Annotated in this window: 19 protein-coding genes; 8 read left to right on the top strand and 11 right to left on the bottom strand. The window is 56.0% G+C overall.

The window, feature by feature from the left end; translation table 11 throughout:
* Positions 1–3 precede the first annotated feature (3 nt).
* Both JWG43_RS13690 and JWG43_RS13685 read left to right on the top strand, forming a co-directional pair.
* Complete coding sequence (locus JWG43_RS13690) at positions 4–1,377, top strand: HlyD family type I secretion periplasmic adaptor subunit (RefSeq protein ID WP_205243506.1); 1,374 nt, start codon at positions 4–6, stop codon at positions 1,375–1,377.
* Positions 1,378–1,379: 2 nt separating this feature from the next.
* Positions 1,380–2,012, top strand: coding sequence for a response regulator transcription factor (locus JWG43_RS13685; RefSeq protein ID WP_205243505.1), 633 nt, complete (start codon positions 1,380–1,382; stop codon positions 2,010–2,012).
* Positions 2,013–2,067: 55 nt separating this feature from the next.
* Here JWG43_RS13685 and JWG43_RS13680 read toward each other — a convergent pair whose 3' ends face one another.
* Positions 2,068–4,554: a retention module-containing protein gene (locus JWG43_RS13680; protein ID WP_205243504.1), complete on the bottom strand. Its 2,487-nt coding sequence runs from the start codon at positions 4,552–4,554 to the stop codon at positions 2,068–2,070.
* Between the two features lie 431 nt (positions 4,555–4,985).
* On the opposite strand from JWG43_RS13680, the gene JWG43_RS13675 reads away from it, so the two are divergent.
* Entirely contained in the window at positions 4,986–5,822 is an 837-nt protein-coding gene (locus JWG43_RS13675) for a PEP-CTERM sorting domain-containing protein (protein ID WP_205243503.1), read from the top strand.
* 192 nt (positions 5,823–6,014) lie between these two features.
* Here JWG43_RS13675 and JWG43_RS13670 read toward each other — a convergent pair whose 3' ends face one another.
* From JWG43_RS13670 to JWG43_RS13655, 4 genes are all read right to left on the bottom strand, one after another.
* The gene (locus JWG43_RS13670) at positions 6,015–6,221 is read right to left on the bottom strand and encodes a hypothetical protein (RefSeq protein ID WP_275888468.1); all 207 of its coding nucleotides are present in this window, start codon (positions 6,219–6,221) and stop codon (positions 6,015–6,017) included.
* A gap of 186 nt (positions 6,222–6,407) precedes the next feature.
* The gene (gene glnA, locus JWG43_RS13665) at positions 6,408–7,736 is read right to left on the bottom strand and encodes a type I glutamate--ammonia ligase (RefSeq protein WP_205243501.1); all 1,329 of its coding nucleotides are present in this window, start codon (positions 7,734–7,736) and stop codon (positions 6,408–6,410) included.
* A 96-nt stretch (positions 7,737–7,832) separates the two neighbouring features.
* Positions 7,833–10,442, bottom strand: a complete 2,610-nt coding sequence (glnD, locus tag JWG43_RS13660) for a [protein-PII] uridylyltransferase (RefSeq protein WP_205243500.1) — start codon at positions 10,440–10,442, stop codon at positions 7,833–7,835.
* The gene (locus tag JWG43_RS13655; RefSeq protein WP_205243499.1) at positions 10,442–10,780 is read right to left on the bottom strand and encodes a P-II family nitrogen regulator; all 339 of its coding nucleotides are present in this window, start codon (positions 10,778–10,780) and stop codon (positions 10,442–10,444) included. The genes glnD and JWG43_RS13655 overlap by 1 nt, the downstream gene beginning before the upstream one ends.
* Positions 10,781–11,606: 826 nt before the next feature.
* Between JWG43_RS13655 and JWG43_RS13650 the strand changes: the two genes are divergently transcribed.
* Positions 11,607–11,990 carry a PilZ domain-containing protein gene (locus tag JWG43_RS13650; RefSeq protein ID WP_205243498.1) on the top strand — a complete coding sequence of 128 codons (384 nt, stop codon included), beginning with the start codon at positions 11,607–11,609 and terminating at the stop codon, positions 11,988–11,990.
* Positions 11,991–12,134: 144 nt separating this feature from the next.
* Here the strand turns inward: JWG43_RS13650 and JWG43_RS13645 are convergent, their stop codons facing one another.
* Together JWG43_RS13645 and JWG43_RS13640 are read right to left on the bottom strand one after the other, a co-directional pair.
* Entirely contained in the window at positions 12,135–13,547 is a 1,413-nt protein-coding gene (locus JWG43_RS13645; protein ID WP_371925196.1) for a mannose-1-phosphate guanylyltransferase/mannose-6-phosphate isomerase, read from the bottom strand.
* Positions 13,548–13,860: 313 nt separating this feature from the next.
* Positions 13,861–15,234, bottom strand: a complete 1,374-nt coding sequence (locus tag JWG43_RS13640; protein ID WP_205243497.1) for a phosphohexomutase domain-containing protein — start codon at positions 15,232–15,234, stop codon at positions 13,861–13,863.
* 252 nt (positions 15,235–15,486) lie between these two features.
* Here JWG43_RS13640 and rfbA point away from each other — a divergent pair, with 252 nt between their 5' ends.
* Entirely contained in the window at positions 15,487–16,356 is an 870-nt protein-coding gene (rfbA, locus tag JWG43_RS13635) for a glucose-1-phosphate thymidylyltransferase RfbA (RefSeq protein WP_205243496.1), read from the top strand.
* Positions 16,357–16,403: 47 nt separating this feature from the next.
* The gene (rfbD, locus tag JWG43_RS13630) at positions 16,404–17,279 is read left to right on the top strand and encodes a dTDP-4-dehydrorhamnose reductase (protein WP_205243495.1); all 876 of its coding nucleotides are present in this window, start codon (positions 16,404–16,406) and stop codon (positions 17,277–17,279) included.
* Positions 17,280–17,304: 25 nt separating this feature from the next.
* Here the strand turns inward: rfbD and JWG43_RS13625 are convergent, their stop codons facing one another.
* Positions 17,305–17,880: a CvpA family protein gene (locus tag JWG43_RS13625; protein ID WP_205243494.1), complete on the bottom strand. Its 576-nt coding sequence runs from the start codon at positions 17,878–17,880 to the stop codon at positions 17,305–17,307.
* Between the two features lie 60 nt (positions 17,881–17,940).
* On the opposite strand from JWG43_RS13625, the gene JWG43_RS13620 reads away from it, so the two are divergent.
* Together JWG43_RS13620 and mutM are read left to right on the top strand one after the other, a co-directional pair.
* Positions 17,941–18,762: a 4'-phosphopantetheinyl transferase family protein gene (locus JWG43_RS13620; protein ID WP_205243493.1), complete on the top strand. Its 822-nt coding sequence runs from the start codon at positions 17,941–17,943 to the stop codon at positions 18,760–18,762.
* Positions 18,755–19,600: a bifunctional DNA-formamidopyrimidine glycosylase/DNA-(apurinic or apyrimidinic site) lyase gene (gene mutM, locus JWG43_RS13615; RefSeq protein ID WP_205243492.1), complete on the top strand. Its 846-nt coding sequence runs from the start codon at positions 18,755–18,757 to the stop codon at positions 19,598–19,600. The genes JWG43_RS13620 and mutM overlap by 8 nt, the downstream gene beginning before the upstream one ends.
* A 404-nt stretch (positions 19,601–20,004) precedes the next feature.
* Here the strand turns inward: mutM and JWG43_RS13610 are convergent, their stop codons facing one another.
* The 3 genes from JWG43_RS13610 to JWG43_RS13600 are packed head-to-tail and all read right to left on the bottom strand — an operon-like array spanning position 20,005 to position 23,400.
* Positions 20,005–21,354, bottom strand: a complete 1,350-nt coding sequence (locus JWG43_RS13610; RefSeq protein WP_205243491.1) for a sigma 54-interacting transcriptional regulator — start codon at positions 21,352–21,354, stop codon at positions 20,005–20,007.
* Position 21,355: 1 nt separating this feature from the next.
* Positions 21,356–21,946 carry a DUF3450 domain-containing protein gene (locus tag JWG43_RS13605; protein ID WP_205243490.1) on the bottom strand — a complete coding sequence of 197 codons (591 nt, stop codon included), beginning with the start codon at positions 21,944–21,946 and terminating at the stop codon, positions 21,356–21,358.
* A complete protein-coding gene (locus JWG43_RS13600; RefSeq protein ID WP_205243489.1) occupies positions 21,943–23,400 on the bottom strand; it encodes an ATP-binding protein in 1,458 nt (485 codons plus the stop codon). The genes JWG43_RS13605 and JWG43_RS13600 overlap by 4 nt, the downstream gene beginning before the upstream one ends.
* Positions 23,401–23,405 lie beyond the last annotated feature (5 nt).

Below are 23,405 nucleotides of genomic sequence, written 5' to 3'. Positions count from 1 at the left end.
GCCATGGAAAAACCCAGTTCCCCCGTCAGCCGGCCCGGGAAAACGGCCGGAGTCTTCCACCGCCTGCCCAGCGGGGATGTGGACCTGACCACGGATATTCGCACCACTCTTTTGGTCCAGACCCCCAAGGGTGGTCGGGTCATCATCTGGCTGTCCGGGCTGTTTCTGGTCGTGTTTCTTACCTGGGCGGCCTTTGCCGAAATTGACGAGGTGACCCGGGGCAATGGCAAGGTCATTCCATCACGGCAGATTCAGGTGGTGCAGAACCTGGAAGGAGGCATTCTCTCCCAACTGCATGTTCAAGTCGGTGAGATCGTCAACGAAGGTCAACTGCTTCTGGAAATCGACAGAACCCGCTTTGCCGCTCCCTATATGGAAAGCCGGGCCGGTTATCTGGCCCTCAAGGCACAGATCGCCCGTCTGGAGGCGGAAACCCATGACAATGCCTTTGTCCTCCCCGACGAGGTGACCCAGGAGCGACCGGAGCTGGGCAGACGCGAGCAACAACTCTACGACACCCGCGCCCAGCAACTGGCGGCCAGGATCCAGATCCTCGAGGAACAGCGCCGGCAACGGCAACAGGAACTGGCGGAACTGAAATCCCGGCTGGCGGAACTGAACCGCACCCAGACTCTGTTGCAACGGGAACTCTCCCTGACCGAACCGCTGGTGGCCCAAGGTGCGGTTTCTGAAGTCGAAGTACTGCGGCTGCAGCGCCAGGCCAGTGAAATGCGGGGCAATATCGAGGCCACCCGCCTGGCCATTCCCAGGGTCGAATCCAAGATCATCGAAGCTGAGAAGGCCATGGAAGACGAACGTCTGAGCTTTCACTCCACCGCTCGCCGGGAGTTGAACGAGGCCCATGCCCGGCTGGAGGGCATCGCCGCCAGCTCGGTGGCCCTGATGGACCGCCTGGACCGCACCGCGGTCCGTTCACCGGTGCGCGGTACCATCAACCAGATCCTGGTTAACACCGTTGGCGGTATCATCCAGCCGGGCATGGACCTGATCGAAATCGTCCCTCTGGAAGACAGCCTGCTGGTGGAAGCCCGAATCAAACCCCAGGACATTGCCTTTCTTCATCCCAACCAGGAGGCCATGGTCAAATTCACCGCCTATGATTTCACCAGCTACGGTGGCCTCGAGGCTGTCCTTGAGCATATCAGCGCCGATTCAATCACCGACAACCAAGGGGATGACTACTACCTGGTCCGCCTGCGTACCCATCAGACCCACCTGGGCAGCGAAACAGCCCCCCTGCCCATCATCCCCGGGATGGTGGTTTCGGTGGATATCATGACCGGCAAGAAGACCATCCTTTCCTATCTGCTCAAACCCGTCCTGCGTGCCAGGCATACCGCCCTCCGGGAGCGTTGACCATGAACCTCATTCTCTGCAGCACCGTCTCCGATCTGCGCAAGCGCTGGCACCAGGCCCTGACTCCCGCCTTCACCGTGCACCAGGCCGCCTCGCTGCGCGACCTCACCCTGCTGGTACAGGACCGGGTCAGCTTTGATCTGCTCCTGCTCCATCGCCCCCTGGTGGATGCGGAGATCATCGCCTATATCCGGGACCGACTGCCCGATTGCCGCCTGTTTGTCCTCTCTGACCGCCCCGATGACCAGGAAGGGCTCGGGTTTCTCCGGTTGGGGGTGGTGGGCTATGCCAACAGTTACACCAGCCCGCAACGCTTATCCCAGGCCGCCGGAGCCGTGGCCGCCGGGGCGGTCTGGATCAACCGGCAATTGATGCAGCGGCTCATCGCCGGAACCGCGCCAGCCCCTAAGGAGAACACCGACCCGGACCAGGAACAACGGCAACGACTCCTGGCTCAGTTATCCAAGCGGGAACTCCAGATCGCCACCCTGGTGGCGGACGGTCTCGCCAACCTGGAGATCGCCGAACAGTTGGGGATAACTGAACGGACGGTCAAGGCCCACCTCAGTGCGGTCTACTTTAAAACCGCCATCCGCAGCCGCCTGGGTCTGGCCTTATTGATGAAGCAGAAATAAGAAACCCGCAACACCAGGGGTGTTGCGGGTTGTGAGGAGTGGGGGTTGTGAAGGTTCAGGAAAGCGAGGTGTTCTCCTCTACTCCACCGTCGATAGCAGCCAGATCTTCCCCGTCCGAAGAGCCACTATCCGGGTCATCGGTGGAATCCGATGAACCACTGGCCAGGTCATCGGTGGAATCGGCCCCTTCTTCGCCTTCCGATACTTCCTGTCCATCGGTCTTACGTTCTTCGGGATTGTTTTCTGACTCGTCCTTTTTCTCGGACTTGCCCTCTTGTTGCCCTTCAGTTTCCTTCTCGCTGTCGGCACCGGTGCCCGCTGAGTTCACCTCGGAATGAACAGCATCCTCATCCTGATCAATTTCTTTCCCGTCATCGGTTATCGCTGGTGTTCCCTGATCTTCATCCGAAGGGAAAGCAAGGGTTGTTGCTCCAGCCATCATGGCGACAGGCTCGCCTTCGCCTGTTCCACTGGTGCGCATCACAACTTCACCATTGTCAGAGGAAGGATCATCGATGACACCAATGTTCACCAAACCATCCATTGTTACATAATCACCATCGGCATCGGTGGCCTGAATTAATTCACCGAAGTCAAGAAATATGACGCCACGATCATCCGCGGAGTGATCCAAGGTGCCGGTAAGCTCAAATTCCGCCTGACCGGTTGTTGAGTTCAAGGTGACTGTAAAAATGGTTTCCGAGTCCTCATCCATGAATTTCGTATATGCGTTCAAAAGATCACGCCCTTCATTCACCGCGTATTGCACCGCCATGCCTTGTGATGAAAGACCCGTATCATAATCGTCATCGATTGGTGCCCAAAAATAGGACAGCGGTTCATCTGCCCCTGGAGTCACAAATGGATCCAGGGCCACTGCAACTGTTGTGGGAAAATTAAAAACCCCATTTTCTGCAACATAATGCACAGGAACCTTGTCAACTTCAACTAGTTCAGGTACATCGTTCTCCACCTCCACCTGCACATACCCGGCAAAAGTGGCGGTGGCTGTGTCGCCGTCACCGTCGGTGATGCTAACCTGGACATACTGACCTAGGTTATCAATAGTCAGGAAGGCGTCATCACCGGACGCTGGTGGATGATCGAGCTGATCATTGAGGTCAAAGGTCGCAAGGCCATTTCCATCGACCTGGAAGGTGAACACATCGCGGCCCTCCGGTCCACCGGCCCGCGCCACCAGTACCTCCCCCTCAATGTAATAGAACACTTCAACACCGTTTGATGTCAGGCCCGAAGTAACGCCGTCCGGACCGATCCCGGTGATCTGATAGGAAATCGAACCTGGACCATCGGCACCAAACTGCAAGGTAACCAAGGTCGACAAGTCAATACTACCGATATCGGTAAACGTATTCCCCAAGCTGTCTTCACCGCCCGGTTCGATAATACCTGTCGAATGGTCTGCATCGGGGTCGTTGCTGAAGCCCGGATTTCCCAAGGCATCCTCGTGCACCAATATTGGGGTAATCTCGCCGTCAAGCAAAATCGAAGGCCCGTCATCAAGGACCTTGATGAGGACGCTGCCACCTTCCACCCTGGTCCCATCGGGATAGATGGCAGCAAAAGGAAAGAGATCATTGACTACATCATCGAACTCAACCCCTCCGGGAACGGAATGATCCAGGGTATTATCAACCAGGGTAAAGCTCCAGGTACCGTCTCCCCTGATAATCAAGTCTCCGTAGTCCCCGGAAATGGAGATACTACTGCCGCTATTACCGTCGATGACGATGGTCGAACCGGAACCAAAATCAAGAACACCAGTGGTGCTGGAACCGAAATCGACATCAAGATCCGCCAAGGTCCCCTCAACAGTCAATGCGGTGCTGTCAGGGTCGGTTCCGTCGGCGAGATTGGCCTCGCGAAGGGAACGTACCGCCATGCCAATGGGATACTCGACTGGATCATCCGGCGGGTCGTCCGGTGGATCCTCCGGTGGATCGAATGGGGGCGGAGCAGGTGGAACAAACGAGGGAACAGTTGGAGGAGTGGCCGGGGGAGCTGCGGCAATCTCCACGGTTTCGTCTTCCGGGATAATGCCTCCGGGAGGATCAAGAAAGCTGTAGCCGATGCCGGTGGTTTCCGCGCCGGAATCAGGGAGTACTTCCTCCTGGTTTGCGGTGAAAACCACAATGTTCCGGCCACCGCCACCGGCCCCGGCAACACCTCCTCCCGCAGCGGGAGGAGGCAGATCAACGGTAGGGTCGAAATCCTCATCCTCGAGGAGAGCGACCTGGATATCCTCCACCATGGCCACGACATCAGGGGTTGCCCCCTGGTCCACACCAGCGAAGATATCCTCGTCGATCAGCACATCGGACATCCGTCCCAGGTCGAGTTGGCCGTCCTGATCCGGAAAAAGAACGGAAATGCTGCCATCCGGGCCAGTGACGAGTCGTTCACCGGCATGGATGGGGCTGTTAGGCGTCAGGATACGTTCCGTGCCGTCCGGGGCGATAGCCTTGACCGTACCATAGACAATGAATGCTGTCCCAATGGGCTCTGTGGTATGAGTTGTCATTTTGTTTCCCTCCAGAAAAGTCATGTTCAATTGACTTCAGGGTAAAACATCACAACTTTACCGTCTATTGTACCATGGTACTATTGTCTCTTTTCTTTTAGAGTTTATTATAGAGACATACATGAGGAACACGGTTGAACCGACCAGTCACAAAGCATCATTATCTGGTTGCAATCATGCTAAAATTTATTTCCGAAATTTCGGAAAGATCATGCCTGTTTTTCCTCTTGTGCGGATTTTATAAGTAATTCCCGGAAATCCGATTTAAAAACACAAGCTTTTCGCGCAGAGACAATATATTCAAACCATTTCGACATGGGATCAACACCATGAAATCATTATAAAATCAAACAAACAATCAAAATAAACAACAGAAGGACATTTTTTTGCAAGACAAACAGTAAACTGCAACTCTTTCTCAGGAGGAAATTATGAAAAAAATATTGATTACCGCACTGGCGATTACCGGTTTGACCCTGGGGAGTCTTGCTACCGCCCAGGCAGGCATTATTGAAGACAATTACATTGGACCTGATTTTTTCGCTTCTAATATAGTTAACGGTTCTACACGCCCGAGTTTTGAGCACAAGAATTGGGACTCCTACGCCGGGGATAATACAGGACAGGGTTTGAATACTGGTAACGCTTTTGACCTGTATGGGTATTCATACAGCGTGCAAAATACTACCATAGACTTGGTTATCTATGCATCCAGCATATCCAGCAAAGGCCCTGGATATTTTCGTAATGATTTTGGGATTGGGAAATGGGGTCTAGGTGACCTTTTTATCGCTACCGAGTACACCGACGTTGGTGAGATTGTTTTTTCGGGATGGGATTATGTGGTTGACTTAGACTATACAAGTTACGTATCTGACAATAAAAAATATCCCGTTCAGGGCACTGCTAGTTTGTTTGAAATTGAACAAGGAAATCATAACCCTGGAACAATTCGCGATACAGAACCCTATGCTTACTTTACCCCGGATGAAGGTGAAAAACCACTGAAGACAGGAAGTTGGGCAATAGCATATGATGTATTCCATGGAGAAACTAGCTGGGACACCCTCACCATAACTATAGACCTAGCTGAAATGCAATGGGACGGCACCTCCAACCTGCTGATGCAGTTCACCCAGGTCTGTGCCAACGACATTCTCCGCATGGAGATCACCGGTGCTCCCATTCCTGAACCCAGCACCCTGCTCCTCTTCGGTAGTGGCCTGCTTGGGCTGGCCGGATTTGCCCGACGGCGGCACAACAACTAAGATTGACCTCGCGCATGCCCAGAAGGCCGCTCCATTGGAGCGGCCTTTTTTTGTGCTGACCCGGAACCTTGAATACGGTTCCGTTTTTTCGGAAAATCCCCCCGAATCCCGAAGAAATTAGGGACACTTCCCCTATTTTTATAGAAAAAAACAGGAACCTTCCACAAGGTGTGGAAAATAGGGGAAGTGTCCCTAATTTCCCCCCAGGGCCTCCTGCATGATGGGGTTGGCTTTCATGGACTGCACCGCCTCGTACAAGTTGGCCGGCAGGCTGGCAATACCGGCCTCCACCTTCTCGGCAGGGGTCATCTCAAAGATATCGACATTGATCGATGCCGGCACTGGCAGATCGTTTTTGATGCCGTCAAGACCGGCGGAAAGCATGACGGCAAAGGCCAGGTACGGAAGAAATTAGGGACACTTCCCCTATTTTTATGGAAAAAAACAGGAACCTTCCACAAGGCGTGGAAAATAGGGGAAGTGTCCCTAATTTCCCTAATTTCCCTGACATATCGGGCAAACAAAAAAGGCGGCCCATCCGGGGGCCGCCTTTTGTCCATTACTGTTGTTTACCGGAAAGAACGATCAATACCGGCGCAGGTAGTTATCAAGCTCCCACTCGGTGACGGTGGTACGGAAGCAATCCCATTCTTTTTCCTTGCCTTCGACATACTTCTCGAAAATATGCGGTCCCAGGGCTTCCTGAATAATGGGGTTGGCCTTCATGGACTGCACCGCCTCGTAAAGGTTGGCCGGCAGGCTGGCAATACCTGCCTCCACCTTTTCGGCAGGGGTCATCTCAAAGATATCGACATTGACAGACGCCGGCACCGGCAGATCGTTCTTGACACCGTCAAGACCCGCGGAAAGCATCACCGCAAAGGCCAGGTACGGGTTGCAGGTGGGATCCGGGCAGCGCACCTCGGTCCGGGTTCCCATGCCGCGGGAGGCGGGAATACGGACTAGCGCCGAACGGTTGGAGGCCGACCAGGCCACATACACCGGCGCCTCGTAACCGGCCACCAGACGCTTGTAAGAGTTAACCAACGGATTGGTGACCGCGCAGAATCCGGTGGCGTTTTTCATGATCCCGGCAATGTATTTATAGGCAGTTTCACTCAGTTGCAATTCTCCTTTTTCATCAAAAAAGGCGTTGGTGCCGTCGAGGTTGAACAGCGACTGGTTGGTGTGCATCCCGGAACCGTTGATACCGAACACCGGTTTGGGCATGAAGGTGGCGTGGAGACCGTACTCGGCGGCAATGGAACGGACAACCCACTTGAAGGTCACGGTGTTGTCGGCTGCGGCCAGGGCATCGGCATATTTGAAATTGATCTCATGCTGACCCTCGGCCACCTCGTGATGAGATGCCTCAATCTCATAACCCATGGCCTCCAGGGTTTCGATGATATCACGGCGGCAGTCGATACCGTTATCATCGGGTTCGACATCGAAATAGCCGGTGACATCATCGGTGATCGCGGTGGGGCGTCCATTTTCATCGCGCCTGAACAGGAAGAACTCGCACTCGGTGCCCACGTTCATGGTAAAACCCATGCCACGGGCATCGGCCAGTACCCGTTTGAGGTTATTACGCGGACAACCCATGAAGGGTGTTCCATCGGGTTTGTAGACGTCACAGATGATGCGGGCGGCATTTTTACCGTCCTTTTCCCGCCAGGGGAGCAAGGTGAAGGTGTCGTAATCCGGTTTCAGGTACATGTCGGACTCGTTGATGCGCACAAACCCTTCAATGGATGACCCGTCAAACATGATCTGACCGTCCAGGGCCTTATCGATCTGGCTTTTGGGAATGGCGATATTTTTCAAAAACCCGAAAATATCCACAAACTGCAGGCGGAAAAAATTGACGTTTTTTTCTTTGATGATTTTCATTATTTCGTCTCGTGTCATAACTGGCTCCTTTTCTCTGGTTGGTTGTCACGAAATCCGGCTTGCTCCGGATGTTGTTCATGTTGTGTTTGCCCTGGATCCGTGAGCGTTCAGCCGTCACGGATTCAGGTGGGTATCAACGGCCAGGCTTTTCACCTCGCCGCCGATGATGTGCATCAGGGTCATTTCCGCCTTTTCCATCGCGACCGGGTCGGTCAGTTTGCCACCTTCCCGGGTCAGTACATAAAAAACCACAATCAACTGTTCCACCTCGGTGGCGATGCGCGCCCGGTGAATGGTCAAACCGAAATCGGCCAGGGTTTGGGTCAACTGATACAGGGTTGCCGGGTTATCGCTGCCATGGACCTCGATCAGGGTAAACTGATTTGAACTCTGGTTGTCAAGATGCACCTTGCGCTCCAGATGCTGAACCTGGCGACCGGATCCATACCCATGCCCATACAGCGGCACAGCCATTTTTTCATGAAGCCGGTAACCGACATCAAGACGATAATTGACCGCCAGGTTCAAATCCTCGGCAATGCGCTCCCAGTTCTGCTCGGCAAAGGTTTTTCCGGTCATCGGGGCGACCTCGAGGACATCCACCACCGTGGCATCCGGCCAGGTGAAGATCCGTGCCGAGCGTACCGAGAGATTATGCAGGGCCAGCACCCCGCAGAACTTGGCCAGCAACCCTGGCCGATCCCGGCCCATGACCAACAGGGACCAGGACCGCTCTCCCTTATCAGGGAAAAGCAGAATCCGCTGACCGAGGCGGCCCGCCTCCTGACGGTGCAGAATCAGGTGCCGGACTACCGTGTCCGGGCTGAAACTCATCAGGTAATCGGGAGGCAGGCTGATGACATCTATCGCAACAATCTGACCGTTCAATCCGGCCAGCACCTGTTCCCGCAGCCAACTGATTCCCTGTTCCTCCCCTTTTCCTTCATCCATCCACGACTGGCCGCCTGATTCAAGGCGACTCTTGATGGTCAGGTACAGCTCACCCAGCAGACTGGCTTTCCAGTTTGACCAGGCCGAAGGTCCGGTGGCCTTGGAATCAGCGATGGTCAGCAGGTACAGCATGGTCAACCGTTCGGCTGTCTTGATCAACTCCGCTGCCTGACGGATGAACTCCTGATCACTGAAATCACGACGCAAAGCGTTTTCCGGCAGATAAAGATGGTAGCGGACCAGAAAAGCCAGGGTCTCGCGCCCCTCCTCGGTCAAGTGCAGACGTCGCCCAATATCCAGCGCCATCTGCTCCCCCAGGAGGGAATGGTCGGTCTGTCGCCCTTTGCCGATATCGTGAATAAGCGCCGCCAGATAGACAACTTCCGCCTCCTGAATTTCGGCAAACAACTCCGGCATCTCCTGCCGCACCCGCGTCAGTTCAGCCAACGTCTGCAGTTGATGCCGGTCCACCGTATAGAGGTGATACAGGTCATGCTGAGCCAGCGACTCCACAGCGGCGAATTCCGGCAGGTATCGGGTCAGCAGGCCGGTGGCCAGCATGGTTTCCAGCACCGGGAACACCTCAGCAGTCTCGGTCAGCAGTTCCAGGAAGAACCGCGCCACGCGTCTGGAGGTCCGAAACGCACCATTCACCAGATCAAGATGACCGGTAATTATCCGCCGGGTACGGTGGTGGAGCGGCATGCCGGTCCGTCCGGACTGCAGAAACAACCGCATCAGCAGATACGGACGCTCCAGGGGGCTATCCTTGTCCACCAGACGAACCGTCCCACCGCGGAGGACTATGGAACGCTCCAGCTGCTGCTCGACCGAGGAGCCGCTGGTCATGCCCAGAACCTCATGCACATGCTCAAAGAACAGATCAGTGACCAGGGAAACCGTCTGCAGGTGGCTATAGACATCCCGCATGAAATGTTCCACCGCCCGCATGCCACCATGATCACGATAAGCAAAGGCTGTGGCCAGTTCTTCCTGAAACTCGAAGATCAGGTGATCATTTTTCCTGCGCCCGAGATGGTGCAATCCCATTCGCAGCCGGGCCAGCATGGACCAGGATGCTTCCAGAGCCTGGCGATCCGCTCCTGCCAGCATGCCCGCGGACTGCATGGCCTCGGCATCCTTCAAACCGAACACGCCCTTGGCAACCCAGAACATGGCCTGGATATCACGCAACCCCCCCTTGCCTTCCTTGATGTGGGGCTCGAGCAGAAAGGTATGACTGCCGAATCTGGCCCATCGTTCCGCCTTGAAGGCCTCCATGGTCCGGACAAAATTGTTCCTTCGCCCATCAAGCACCTTTTTCCGGTAGCGATGAAGGAGACCGTCGAACAGCGGTTGCGAGCCAGCCAGCAGCCTGGCATCGAGCAGGGCCACCTGAAAATGAAAATCCTCCTGGGCAAAGGCCACCGCATCCTTGACTCCGCGGACACTGTGGCCAACCTCAAACCCCTCGTCCCAGAGTGGGTAGAGCAACGCCTCCGCCACTCCCTGCATCGCCTTCCTGGCGCGCCGGTCATGCAGCATGAGCAGGTCGATGTCCGAGGAGGGATAGAGTTCGCTCCGACCGTATCCGCCCAGGGCTATGATTGCAATCGACCCCTTGGCAGCCTGCACCGCCTCGGCGGTGGTGAAGCGCTCGACGATGAAGTTATCCACCAGCCCAGCGTAGCGGTGGAGGATGTCCAGGCCACCGACACCTTGCCGCCAGGATTCCGCCAGCGTTTCTCTGTGGAAGCGGAAAGCCCCTGCCATCAAACAGCCTCGCTGCCCGTCTCCCCGGTTCGAACCCGAATCACATGCTCCACCGGAAGTATGAAAATCTTGCCGTCGCCGATCTTCCCGGTTCTGGTCACCTGGATGATGGTATCGACAACCTGGTCGACCAAGGTCGAGTCAACGATGACCTCTAGCTTGACTTTCGGAACAAAATCAACGATATATTCCGCACCACGATAGATCTCCGTGTGCCCCTTCTGCCGTCCGTACCCCTTGACCTCGCTGACGGTCATTCCTTTGATGCCGATGCTGTTCAGGGCATCCTTGACTTCATCGAGTTTAAACGGTTTGATGATGGCCTCAATTTTTTTCATGATTCTTTCCTCGCTCAATTCCCTTACGTTCAAGTGGATCCATGCGTTTTTGCAGTGTCCGCATGTTTGGTCGACTCCGGTCCTGATTCGCTCCTGCTGACCGGTTCCGCCCGTTTTGCCGCGGAACACAGCCACGAGTCGAACACGATCAGTCGCTGTCGGCGGATATGCACCATGCACCATCGCCGCCCCATCTGAAACCAGACAATATTGTCAGATTTTTTCGCAATACTGTCACAAGACAGAAAAACAATCAAGCTTTCCAGGCAACTCTTCTTCAAAAAGAAACTGAACCAGCAGGGAGGACCATCAAAACACCGCCGCTCCTGACACGGAAGGGCATCAACCCTGAACACCCTGGATATATCAAAAAATGTGCCAACGCTAAAAAAAATTTTATAACATGTTAAAATAATATAAAAAAATTCCAGAAAAGAAACCATCTCGCATCAAACAGAGCCTACATATTTGTCACGCTGTCCGGGATATATAACAAAAATGTCGATTCGCGCCGCGACACGGCAGTGCTGCATTCTTTGATTGTCCATCTGTTTGACAAAACCCATTGGTAGCTGTACAAATAAGTAACTGCAACCGTGGCGCCTTCACCGAACGCGGCCATGGTAACGAACCGCCTCCGATGCAACACGCATGCGGAAGCAGATGAACGGCCGAAAGCAGCGGAAACAGGGCGAACCGTTGACCGGGTGTCAGCGTGGAAGCCGCACCCATCATCCGGAGTCTTTTATCGGTATTTCCAGGCACAGTATCGGCAAAAACAGCAAACCATGCCGACCTCCTTACAAAACCATGCGCAGGTTAGTACATGACCACCGAACGCAGACGATTTCCCAGGCCTGAAGCGTTAAACCTGCTCGATTACCTCGTGGTCGACGCCAAAGGCCGGCAGGGAGAATACTCCATGGCCCGGACTCTCAATGTCAGTAAGGGCGGGATACTGATGGAAACACACAGACCGCTGCCCTTGGGACAGCAGGTGATGATCACCCTGGGATTACAGGACCAGTTGATCGATGTGATGGGACATATCATCTACTCGACCAGCGTAGCCGGTCGCCACCAGAACGGTGTTGAATTCTTCCACGTCTCGGATCGAGATAAACGTGCTCTCGACAGCTATGTGGCCGCCTTTCACGCCCTGCATACCGACGCATCCACCAGGCACCCCCTGCCCACCAGAGACGAGTGATAGGACATACCTGAATCCGTGACGGCTGGACAGCGCTCACGGATTCAGGATATTGACACGGTCGCCACTGGCCGCATAGCGCTACTAAAACGGACCGTTACTCCTGAACAATTTCCGGGCCTGTAGGCGTTTACGCCTGATCGGTTATCCCTGCTCCTTCTGCTGCCGGCCGTACTGATCATCAAAGCGGACAATATCGTCCTCGCCCAGATAACTGCCGATCTGCACCTCAATGAGTTCGAGAGGGATCACCCCGGGGTTTTCCAGCCGGTGCACCGTGCAGGAGGGGATATAGGTGGCTTCATCCTCCTTGAGCAGGATGGTCTCATCGCCTTTCTGCACCTTGGCGGTGCCGGACACCACCACCCAGTGCTCGTGCCGGTGGTGATGCATCTGCAGGGACAATCGCTCTCCGGGCTTGACGGTGATCCGCTTGATCTGGAAACGATCGTAGACCTCCAGGGTCGTATAACTCCCCCAGGGACGGTGTACCGTCCGGTGGACATGAAACTCCCCCCGTTTTTCCTTTTTCAACCTGGTGACAATGCTCTTGACGTCCTGGGATCGGTCCATGGGCGCCACCAGCACCGCATCGGCGGTCTCCACCACCATGGTGTCACGAAGACCCACCGCCGCCACCAGGGTATGCTCGGAGCGGATCAGCGAATTATGCACGTCCTCAAGCAGCACATCACCGCGGACAGCGTTCCCGTTGCCATCCTTATCGGCAACCTCCCAGAGCGCGCGCCAGGAGCCTATGTCGCTCCAGCCGATATCCGCCTCCACCACGGCGGCCCTGGAAGTCTTTTCCATGAGGGCGTAATCGATGGAATCCGAGGGGCAGGATGTCATGGCCGCACCGTCGAAGCGGAAAAACACGCCGTCCGGTCGTCCCCGGTGGACGGCCTCGGTCATGCTGGCGACAATTTCCGGGGCATGCAGGGCCATCTCCTCGAAAAGCACCTCGGCAGTGAAAGCGAACATGCCCGAGTTCCACAGATAATTGCCCAGCGCCAGGTATTGCTCAGCCAGAGCCTGATCCGGCTTTTCAACAAATCCGGTCACCTCGGATCCCTGCCCACGGGCAATATACCCGTAGCCGGTCTCCGGATGATCAGGAACGATGCCAAAGGTGACAATCCGACCCTGCCGGGCCAGGACCGCGGCTTCTTTCACCGCCCTGGCAAAGGCCTCGGTCTTGATGATCAGGTGATCAGCGGGAAGGACCAGCAGGACATCCTCGCCCCGTCCCTGGTTGAGCACATAGGCAGCGGCGCCGCAGATGGCCGGGGCGGTATTCTTGCCGAAGGGTTCGAGGAGAATATGGAATGCATCGGCTATCTGCAGATCCTCGATCTGGTTCTTGGTCATGAAGCGGTGCTCCTCGCCAACCACGATGATGGGCGCGGACGCTCCTTCCAGAGCGGCAACCCGCTGCACGGTGGTCTGCAGCAGGGACAACTCTCCGGTCAGGCTGATGACCTGCTTCGGATACAGCTCCCGGGACAAGGGCCAGAGCCGGGAACCAGTCCCCCCGGCAAGAATGACAGGTTGGATTGCCACCTTGATTACCTCATACTTTGAATGTTCTCATTGGCCTGAATCCGTGACGGCTGGACTCTTGTTTTATATATATCTTGCTGTAATCATGTTTTAATTGGAGCGGAATCCTTGGTACTAAATTTCACCAGCCGCCCTTCGGGCCATCCGTCCGCACGCCATCTTCATTGCCCGTAACCGTCCGATAAAGTGTACTTTAATCGAACGGCCACGAACAACGAAACTGACGCACGGACGAACGCTCACGGATTCAGGATTGGGAAACTGTCAGGGGCCACTCGACCCCTCCGCCGGGTTGCCCCCTTCAAGGTCAGGATCGAATCAGGTCCAGAAGTTCTCTGGTTTTCCGTTCAAGCAGTTCCACATCCCCTCTGGTCTCGACATTAAGCCGCAGAACCGGCTCGGTATTGGAGGCCCGCAGGTTAAAACGATACGCGGGAAACTCGACGGATATGCCGTCGGTATAATCCATGCTGCCGTCCCGGTAGTGCTGTTTGATCCGTGCCAGGACGGCATCGGGATCGCTTACCCGGGAATTGATTTCTCCACTCACCGGAAAAGCCGTCATCCGCGCATCGCAGAGAGCGGACAAGGGTTGGCCGGTCTGGCTCATCAACTGGCAGACCAAAAGCCAGGGCAGCATACCCGAGTCGCAGTAGCCGAAATCGCGGAAATAATGGTGAGCCGACATCTCGCCGCCGTAGACCGCATCCTGGGCGCGCATGGCCTCCTTGATAAAGGCATGGCCGGTGCGGGTCATCACCGGCACGCCGCCGGCAGCGGTGACCAGTTCCCTGGTGTTCCAGGTCAGGCGGGGGTCATGGAGAATCGTGGCCCCCGGATGAAGAGTGAGCAGAGCCGTGGCCAGCAGGCCGACGATATAATAGCCCTCGATGAAACGACCGTTTTCATCATAGAAAAAACAGCGGTCGAAATCGCCGTCCCAGGCAATACCCAGGTCGGCCCCATGAGCACGGACCGCCTCGGCGGTGGCTGCACGCTTTTCCGGCAGCAGAGGATTGGGAACGCCATGGGGAAAACGGCCATCGGGCTGGTGCTGCAGGCGGATGAATTCAAAAGGCAGATGCGGGGCCAGCAGATCGACCACCGGCCCGGCGCAGCCGTTGCCGCTGTTGACGACCAGTTTCAGCGGCCGCATCCCCCGGCAGTCGACAGCGCCCAGGAGATGCTCGATGTAGGCTTTTTTGGAGGCCATCACGGTGCGGAAACCCCCTTGTTGCGCAGGCTGGGCGCACAGGGTTTGATACCACTTCTCATCTCCGGCCATGGCGGCGATTTCCCGCAAGCCGCTGTCGTTGGAGACCGGTCGGGCCTCGCGGCGGACGATCTTCATCCCATTGTACTCGGCGGGGTTGTGACTGGCGGTGACTATTATACCCCCATCCACCCCGGCATCGACACCGCTGAACACGGCATGATAGACTTCTTCCGTACCGCAGAGCCCGATATCGATGACATCGACTCCCCGGGCCAGCAGCCCGGCGGTCATGGCCTCGACAATCTCCGGACTGCTCAGCCGCATATCCTGACCAAGAACCACCTTACGCATGGAAAAAAACGCCGCGCAGGCCAGGGCGATGCGGCGGGCAAGGTGAGCATCGAAATCCTCGGGAATCCTGCCGCGGACATCGTAGGCGGTAAAGCAACGCAGCGCGGTTGTCATGGTGTATCCTCAAACCGTGTTTGAAAGATAAGAAAAATACGGTATAAAGTGCAGGCAAAAAATAATCCTGAATCCGTGATGGCTGGACGCCTGCTTTGGATATATCTCGCTGTAATCATACTACAATTGCAGCAGAACCCTTGACAATGACTTTTCACTCGCCTTCACGGGTTCAAGTCCATGCAAAGAGGGTATCACAGCCCTTCACCACCTGGCAAGTATTCCCTTGCCCACCCTCAGGGGAGAAACAATTTGAAAGGAATCATTCTCGCCGGCGGTTCCGGCACCCGCCTCTATCCGCTCACCCGCGTCATCAGCAAGCAACTGATCCCGGTCTACGACAAACCGATGATCTATTACCCCCTGTCCGTGCTCATGCTGGCGGGCATCCGCGATATTCTCATCATCTCCACCCCCCAGGATCTGCCCCGCTTCCAGGAACTTTTCGGGGATGGTTCTCAGCTCGGCATCCAACTGCATTATGCCGAGCAGCCCAGACCGGAAGGCCTGGCCCAGGCCTTTCTCATCGGCAAGGACTTCATCGGCCGGGACCCGGTCGCCCTGGTTCTGGGTGACAACATCTTTTTCGGTCACAATTTCGCCGCCATTGTCCGCCGCTGCAGCACTCTCAACGAAGGCGGCATCATCTTCGGCTACCTGGTCAAGGATCCGCAGAGGTACGGGGTGGTCGAATTCGATGCCGACAACCGGGTTATCGGTATCGAGGAAAAACCTGCCCGCCCTAAATCCCGCTATGCGGTTCCTGGTCTGTATTTCTACGACAATGACGTGGTGGCCATTGCCAAGTCGATCCGCCCCTCGGCCCGGGGTGAGCTGGAAATCACCGATGTCAACCTGCACTATCTTCAGCAGGGAAAACTGACCGTGGAACTGCTTGGCCGCGGATTCTGCTGGCTGGACACCGGCACCCACGAATCCCTGCAACAGGCTGCCAGCTATGTCCAGGCCGTCCAGGAACGGCAGGGCCTCAAGATCGCCTGCCTCGAGGAAATCGCTTTTCGTCTCGGTTATATCGACCACGACCAGGTCGAACGACTGGCTGCCTCGATGATGAAAAATCAGTACGGCACCTACCTCATGGACATGCTCAACGGAACCTGACCAGGGTTCCTCCAGAAACAAGATAACCTCAGCCTCCTCACCTACCCATGAAAATCCTCATAACCGGCGCCAATGGCCAACTGGGCAGAGATTGCCACCACCTTCTGGCGCAGCATCACGACACCTCCTGCTGCGATGTCCCCCTGATCGATATCACCGACGAACACCAGGTGGCAAAAATTTTTACCGACTGTACCCCGGAGGTGGTGATCAACTGTGCCGCCTACACAGCAGTGGACGCTTGCGAGCATGACCGGCAGCGTTGCCTGGAGGTCAATGCCCGGGGCCCGGAGATTCTTGCCCGGCAATGTGCCGAGCATGGCAGTCGGCTGGTGCAGATCTCCACCGATTACATCTTCGACGGCCTCCGACCGGCACCGCACCCCTATCTGGAGGACGATCCTCCCCATCCTCTTTCGGTCTACGGGGAAAGCAAACTGGCCGGCGAACAGGCAGCGCAAAGCGTTGACAATCACCTCATCATTCGAACCGCCTGGCTGTATGGTATCGGTAATAAAAATTTTCTCAAGACCATGCTCCGCCTGGCCTTGATTGATCCCTCCCGGACGATCAGGGTGGTCAATGACCAGCACGGTTCTCTGACCTGGTCCTGGCGCCTGGCCCGCCAGATCGAGACCCTCCTGGACAGCGACCTCACCGGCATTGTCCATGCTTCCGCCGCGGGCCACTCGACCTGGTATCAAGGCGCCCGATTTTTTCTCGATGCCATGAAGGTGCCCTACTCAATGATCCCCTGCACCACCGCCGAGTATCCGACTCCGGCCCGCCGTCCGGCGAATTCCATCCTCGAAAACAGCCGGCTCAAGGCCGCCGGTCTCGATGTCATGGCCGACTGGCAAGAGGATATCCTTACCTTTGTCGATCGGTACCGGGACCAATTGCTGCGGGAAGCCGAAGAATAATCAACTATGTTTATGTTGGCAAAAGTTACAGTTCATCCGGCGTGTCCGTCTGCTGCTGTGCCGGCAGCAGATCGGAAAGAATGGCAGGTTCCTTGTGCAGGAAATACTCTTTGAGACGGGGATCATCAATCAGCGATCGAAGAACGGCGGCCCCCTGTTTCAGATAGGGGGAGGTGATGGAATTACGCAGGAGATCGTTGGTTGTCGACAGGGTGGCCGCCAGAAACATATAGAGCAGGGAGGCCATGACCCCGGCCTTGACTGCCCCCAGGAGCATGCCCAGCAGTCGGTCAAACCAGCCCAGCAGGGTAATACGCATCACCCCCTGCAGCACCTTGCCCAACAGGGTGAACACCAGGGCAGCAACCAGAAAAAGACCGGCAAAACAGAGAAAAAACGACAGTTTGGGATTGTCAACAAAGCGTTCGGCATACGGCATGATGTCGTCGGCATACCGGGCAGCCACAAAATAACTGCCCACCAGGGCAAGAAAGGCCGCCAACTGACGCATGAAGCCGATCCATACCCCCCGGACGAGAAAAAAAACAAACAGAAAGGCGACCACCAGGTCGAAATAGGTCATTTCGTTGAATATCGGCATACCTGCTTGACCAGAGATTGCTTGGCGGAAAACTGGTGAGCGCGTGCGCAACACCCGAAAATGATACAATATTCAATTATACCGGATCTGGCAGAGAAAACAAGCTCTGTGCCGGATGACATTGCCGTTGCCTGTCGTCCCCTCTGGGCCGAGATGGACCGCCTTGCCGTTCGCTTCGCCCCCCTGGCAGCGCATGGTGCCCGGCTGACGCTCCTTGATCTTGAACAACTGCGGCCACTGCTGGATGAGGAAGCGCATTGCAGTTCCCTGCACGCGCTGCTTGCTCCGGCCGAAGCCCGGATCTTTACCCGCTTTGCCTATCCCAAACGGAGACTGGAATGGCTGGGCGGCAGACTGGTTGCCAAGCACTGCCTTGCCCGTCTGGGTGGCATGAGGCAAGCGGTATCATGGCCGTACAGCGCTTATGCACTCCTGCCGGGAGCAAGCGGCCAGCCGGTCCTCACCGCACCAGCAGAGCTGGCCGAAACCAGGATCTCCATCTCCCACAGCCGACGCTATGCAGCGGCCGTGGCGACAGCTGCTGGTCCCTGCGGCATCGACATTCAGCACAAGACCGATCGACTGCATGCCGTGCAGGAACGTTTTACCTCGGCAGCGGAACTGGCCCGACTCAACTGTATCCCCGACCCGCTGGTGCGCTTGACCCTGCTGTGGGCTGCCAAGGAGGCGGTCAAGAAGTGCTGGCTGCCCGATGCACCGAGCCTGTTTGACCGTATCAGCCTGACTGAAGTAAGGACGGTGGAGTCCCATGAGATTTGGACCACTTGTCTGCAGGTGCGGGATCATGGGCGTGCGCTAGTCCGCATCATGGGATTTGATGAGTACCTGGTGGCTGTGGCCACGGGAGGTGAACATGCCTGAACTCCCCGAGGTGGAAGTGACCCGAAGAGGTTTGCAGGACCAGATGCCCGGGCGAACCGTGATGACCCTGGCCTGCAGCGGTCACCGCCTGCGCACCGCCATGCCTCTGGAGCACCTCCAGGCGCATATTGCCCGGCAGCAGGTGATCGCCATTGACCGGCGGGCCAAGTACCTGCTGCTGCGGATGGCCAGTGGCGCGGTGCTGGTGATCCATCTGGGCATGACCGGCAAAATCGGGCTGTTGCCGGCAACGAGTCCTCGGCATCGGCACGATCACCTCATGCTGGGCCTGGACAATGGTCAGGAACTGCGGCTCAATGACTCACGTCGATTCGGCTCCGTTGCGGTGTGGTCGGCGGACGAGGCCGCCTCATGCGAAAAAAACTTTTGCCAGGGTGAGGGGATCGAACCGTTCGACGCGGCATTCACCGGCAGCCGACTGCTCCAGCTCGCGGCAAGCCGACGGGTACCGGTGAAAGCCCTGCTGATGAACGCAAAACTGGTGGCTGGAATCGGTAATATCTATGCCAACGAAATTCTCTTTGCCGCCCGCGTCCACCCCCGGATTTCCGCTGGTCAGCTTCCTGGCATGGCCTGGGAGGACATTGCCCGCCATAGCCGGATCATTCTCCAGCAGGCCATTGATGCCGGTGGTTCGACCATAGCCGATTTCCTCGGCTCCAGTGGCCATCCCGGGTATTTTCAATTGCAGCATCAGGTCTATGGCCGCCAGGGACTGCCCTGCCGGTGTTGTGCTCTCCCCATCGTCAAAGCCACCCTTGCCGGGCGGGCGACCTATTGGTGCCCCGCCTGCCAACCGATGATGGACGGGATGTGACGTAGGGCGAGGAATAAGGATGTGGCTTTTTGTCGCAAATAACATACATTTTAAAATTTTGTTTTTACAACAAAAAACATATTTGCCTGCTGAATATGTCGCTTTTAAAAGACAGGCGAGAGGTGTTTCCCTGTCCGGTTTGTCGGGGTTTGCCCTCACATCCGCGACATCCGCAATATCCGCGTGGGCAAACGATACAGCCGTTTGCCCACCCTACCGCGGCATCGGTCGATTCGTATCCGTTTCGGTCACAACCGGGGATTCGTAGGGTGGGCAGGTGTCTTTTTGCCTGCCCACGCGGCACCACGCCACCGGTCGATTCGTAGCCCTTTCGGTCACAACCGGGGATCTGTAGGGTGGGCACGGCTGTATCGTGCCCACGCGGTACCCCACCATCGACCCCCTCAATCCTTATACTGGGCTGGGACTATGTGATGACGGTTAAGCAATTTGTAAAAATCGGTGCGGTTGCGTTGCGCCAGCCGGGCAGCCTGGGAAACATTGCCCTGGGTCGTGCGCAGGAGCTGAATCAGATACTGCTGTTCAAACTGACGGCGGGCCTCGGCCAGGGGTAAAACCTTTCTCTGGTGTTGCTTAATGGCGTCATAGAGCAATTCCTCACCAATAAAGGTTGACGTGGCCAAGGCCACCGCATTCTCCACCACATTATAAAGCTGACGGATATTGCCCGGCCATTCGGCTTCCACCAGAAGCTTCATTGCTTCCGGGGTGAAGCGTTTCGCCTGAGCATCTGATTTATCGGTAAGAATCGCAACAAAGTGCTCGGCCAGCAGCGGGATGTCTTCCTTGCGCTTGTGCAGGGGAGGCAGCTCGAGGCTGACCACGTTGAGCCGGTAAAACAGGTCCTCGCGAAAGGTGTTGTTGCGGATCGCTTCCTCCAGGTTTTTATGGGTGGCGGAAATAATCCGCACATTGACCGGCACCGGCCGGGAACTGCCCACCGGACGGATCTGCCGATCCTGAAGGACCCGGAGCAGTTTAACCTGGATATGGAGCGGCATATCGCCGATTTCATCGAGGAACAGGGTGCCGTTGTGGGCGGACTGGAAAAGGCCGGCATAGCTTTTCATGGCCCCGGTGAACGACCCCTTGACATGGCCAAACAGCTCCGATTCGAGTAGCGATTCCGGGATGGCGGTACAGTTCACTGGAATAAAAGGCCCTTTTCGGTATTTACTGGCCTTGTGAATGGCGATGGCCAGCAATTCCTTGCCTGTACCACTCTCGCCGCGGATGAGGATGGTGGAATCCGTTTCCGCAACCAGGCGGGCACGGGAAAGCAATTCTTCCATCACCGCACTTTGACAGACAATATGCTGCCGCCACTCCTCCCGGGCTTCCCCTTCCGAGCGCAGGCTCCCGGAGGCCTCCAGGGCCCTCTCAATTTCCCGAACCAGGGCCACACCTTCGATGGGTTTGGTCAAAAAGGAAAATACCCCCTGCCGGGTGGCATCAATGGCCTCGGGGATGGAGCCATGGGCGGTGATGATAATGACCGGGACCGATTTGTTGAGGGCGCGGATCGACTCAAACAGGGCAATACCGTCAATGCCCGGCATACGCAGGTCCGTGAGCACCACATCCGGCTTGAAAGCGGCAAAGGTGGCCAGAGCCTCTTCCCCGCTTTCCGCGACCGCAACCTCATAATCCTTGCTTTCCAGGCGTAATTTCCATAAACGAAGGAGATCGGCCTCATCGTCGACCAGCAGTATTCTGTGATGATGCGCTTTCATATCAACGCTCTCGGCTCTTGAGAATATTTTCAATATCCTTCAACTGTTCAATCTGATTCTGCAACTCTGTAATCCGGGCCTGATCCTGCACAGCGTTGTTTTTAAGCGCCTCGTTCCGTTCCAGCAGTTCTCGATTTTCGGCTTCCAACCCTTCTTTCTCATCAAGATTTCTGTTGGCAAGGGTCCACCTGCTGATTTTTTCCCGGTCGATGCGTTGAGCAAGAATGAGAATACCCCGCAGACTGGCGGCTTGGTCCGGCTTGGCATCAATGAGATCGGCCAGGTATTCCATTCCATCCTTGAACTGCTGATAACTGGCTTGACGATGCAGGCTCAGACAAATCAGGTGCGGTATACTATCCGTATCATTTCCACTGACCTGCTCCTCGATGACGGCATATTCCGCCCGCATTTCATTGCGGGTCAACCCCTCTCGCTCGGCCAGACACGATAAAATCATGTCCGTTTCCGATGGCTGAAAAATCACCGTGGCCCCGGGCTGATCAGGCAGGGAAGATCCCGGCATCAAGCCGACGCAGCCAGAGACAAGACACCCCACAAGGCCTATGACCACCACACTCCATCTACTCATGTTTGTACTCCCCCCGCGGTAGGCAGGGTCACTGAAAAACGGGCCCCTCTGCTGCTGGGCAGCAGACGGAGTGTTCCGCTGCAATTCTGGATATATTCTTTACTTATTGCAAGACCAAGGCCAGAACCTTTAACAACGGAGTGATCACGACTGTTTCCCTTGTAGAAAGGGAGAAAAATCTGCGATCGATCCTCTTCACTCACCCCTGGTCCGGAATCTTCAATCAGCACATTGACCCTGTTGTTCTTCTTTTTCATGAAAATGGCGATGTCACCGTTGTCAGGCGTAAACTTGACCGCATTGGCGAGCAGGTTATCAAACACGACTTTCAACTGGTTGCGGTTGACGTTGACCATGGCTGGTATCAGCTCAGTGATCAGACGGATATTTCTTGCCAGGATGGCATTGTGATGGTCGCCGGCCACCTCGGTCAGCAGGTGGTCCAGCCTGACCTGTTCAAGATCGGATGGGACCTCTTTGGCCCGAGCCATATTGAAATCAAGAATGTCCTGAATGAGCTTCTGCAGTTTATCGCAATTGCTGTCCAGGATTGTCACCACTTCCGCCTGCTGTCGGCCCAACGGCCCCACCAGGCCGTCTTTGAGCAACCCTGCTCCTTCCTTGATAGAGGAAAGCGGCGTTTTCAGTTCATGGGAGATGTGGGCCAGCATCCGAATTTTTTCCTTATCCAGGGTCTTGAGGCGTTTGCGCAGCCAATCGAGTTTACTCCCGATGGCCTCCAGGTCCCTGGGGCCGCGGACATTGATTGGGGTTTCAAAATCGCCATCCCCGAGCCGTTCAATACTCCGATCCACCTGGGTGACGGGCTTGACGATCAAAACGACAAAAAGAACCACCAGCAGGCCACTGAAACAGATCAAACCCGAAACCTGCCAGACAAGCGCCTGTTTATTGATCCGAACCTGGTCCTTGAGAAGATCGATTTCTTGAACCATCAACATGTTGCTTAAATTTTCTATCCGCAGGGCCAGGGACCCAATCGTTTCATAGCCGTTCAACGCCTCATTGCGTATTTTTCTTCTGGTCTCCGGATCGCCTGTCCTCAGATTCAAAACTGCAACCAGATGCCGTTCCTGAGCCTGCAACTGTTCGATCAGGGTTATCATTTCCTTGTCGCCGTTCGACAATTGCCGCATCTGCTGACGCAGCTCTTCCAGATCCTGATGGCGGGCATTGACGTCCTTGAGATGCTCGCGATCCCCAAGGACGGTGAATAAGCGTGCCGCGCGCTCCTGGGCCTGGAGCAGGTTGACCATCTTTCTGGAGTTGTCGATGCGACCTACGGTACGATAGACCGCCACCGCGCTCTGCTGCACCAGGCCATCGAGAATGTGAATGGAACTGCCGAGGGCGATGAGCAGAGGCAGGACAACAACGACAAACCCGGTGAGGAGCAGAGAGACAAAGGAACGGGGACGAAAAAGACGATGCACGCTAT

Source organism: Desulfobulbus alkaliphilus (genome assembly GCF_016918545.1).
Taxonomy (GTDB): domain Bacteria; phylum Desulfobacterota; class Desulfobulbia; order Desulfobulbales; family Desulfobulbaceae; genus Desulfobulbus; species Desulfobulbus alkaliphilus.
The sequence above is the reverse complement of the archived record's forward strand: the minus strand, read 5'-3'. Positions and strand labels throughout refer to the sequence as shown.

What these genes read in the sequence shown, in the direction of transcription:
- JWG43_RS13610 (WP_205243491.1), bottom strand. Translation starts at nt 21,354, where the DNA reads ATGAAAGCGCATCATCACAGAATACTGCTGGTCGACGATGAGGCCGAT.
- mutM (WP_205243492.1), top strand. Translation starts at nt 18,755, where the DNA reads ATGCCTGAACTCCCCGAGGTGGAAGTGACCCGAAGAGGTTTGCAGGAC.
- JWG43_RS13640 (WP_205243497.1), bottom strand. Translation starts at nt 15,234, where the DNA reads ATGACAACCGCGCTGCGTTGCTTTACCGCCTACGATGTCCGCGGCAGG.
- JWG43_RS13620 (WP_205243493.1), top strand. Translation starts at nt 17,941, where the DNA reads ATGATACAATATTCAATTATACCGGATCTGGCAGAGAAAACAAGCTCT.
- JWG43_RS13680 (WP_205243504.1), bottom strand. Translation starts at nt 4,554, where the DNA reads ATGACAACTCATACCACAGAGCCCATTGGGACAGCATTCATTGTCTAT.
- JWG43_RS13685 (WP_205243505.1), top strand. Translation starts at nt 1,380, where the DNA reads ATGAACCTCATTCTCTGCAGCACCGTCTCCGATCTGCGCAAGCGCTGG.
- rfbD (WP_205243495.1), top strand. Translation starts at nt 16,404, where the DNA reads ATGAAAATCCTCATAACCGGCGCCAATGGCCAACTGGGCAGAGATTGC.
- JWG43_RS13675 (WP_205243503.1), top strand. Translation starts at nt 4,986, where the DNA reads ATGAAAAAAATATTGATTACCGCACTGGCGATTACCGGTTTGACCCTG.
- glnD (WP_205243500.1), bottom strand. Translation starts at nt 10,442, where the DNA reads ATGGCAGGGGCTTTCCGCTTCCACAGAGAAACGCTGGCGGAATCCTGG.
- JWG43_RS13650 (WP_205243498.1), top strand. Translation starts at nt 11,607, where the DNA reads ATGACCACCGAACGCAGACGATTTCCCAGGCCTGAAGCGTTAAACCTG.
- JWG43_RS13625 (WP_205243494.1), bottom strand. Translation starts at nt 17,880, where the DNA reads ATGCCGATATTCAACGAAATGACCTATTTCGACCTGGTGGTCGCCTTT.
- JWG43_RS13690 (WP_205243506.1), top strand. Translation starts at nt 4, where the DNA reads ATGGAAAAACCCAGTTCCCCCGTCAGCCGGCCCGGGAAAACGGCCGGA.
- JWG43_RS13605 (WP_205243490.1), bottom strand. Translation starts at nt 21,946, where the DNA reads ATGAGTAGATGGAGTGTGGTGGTCATAGGCCTTGTGGGGTGTCTTGTC.
- JWG43_RS13655 (WP_205243499.1), bottom strand. Translation starts at nt 10,780, where the DNA reads ATGAAAAAAATTGAGGCCATCATCAAACCGTTTAAACTCGATGAAGTC.
- glnA (WP_205243501.1), bottom strand. Translation starts at nt 7,736, where the DNA reads ATGACACGAGACGAAATAATGAAAATCATCAAAGAAAAAAACGTCAAT.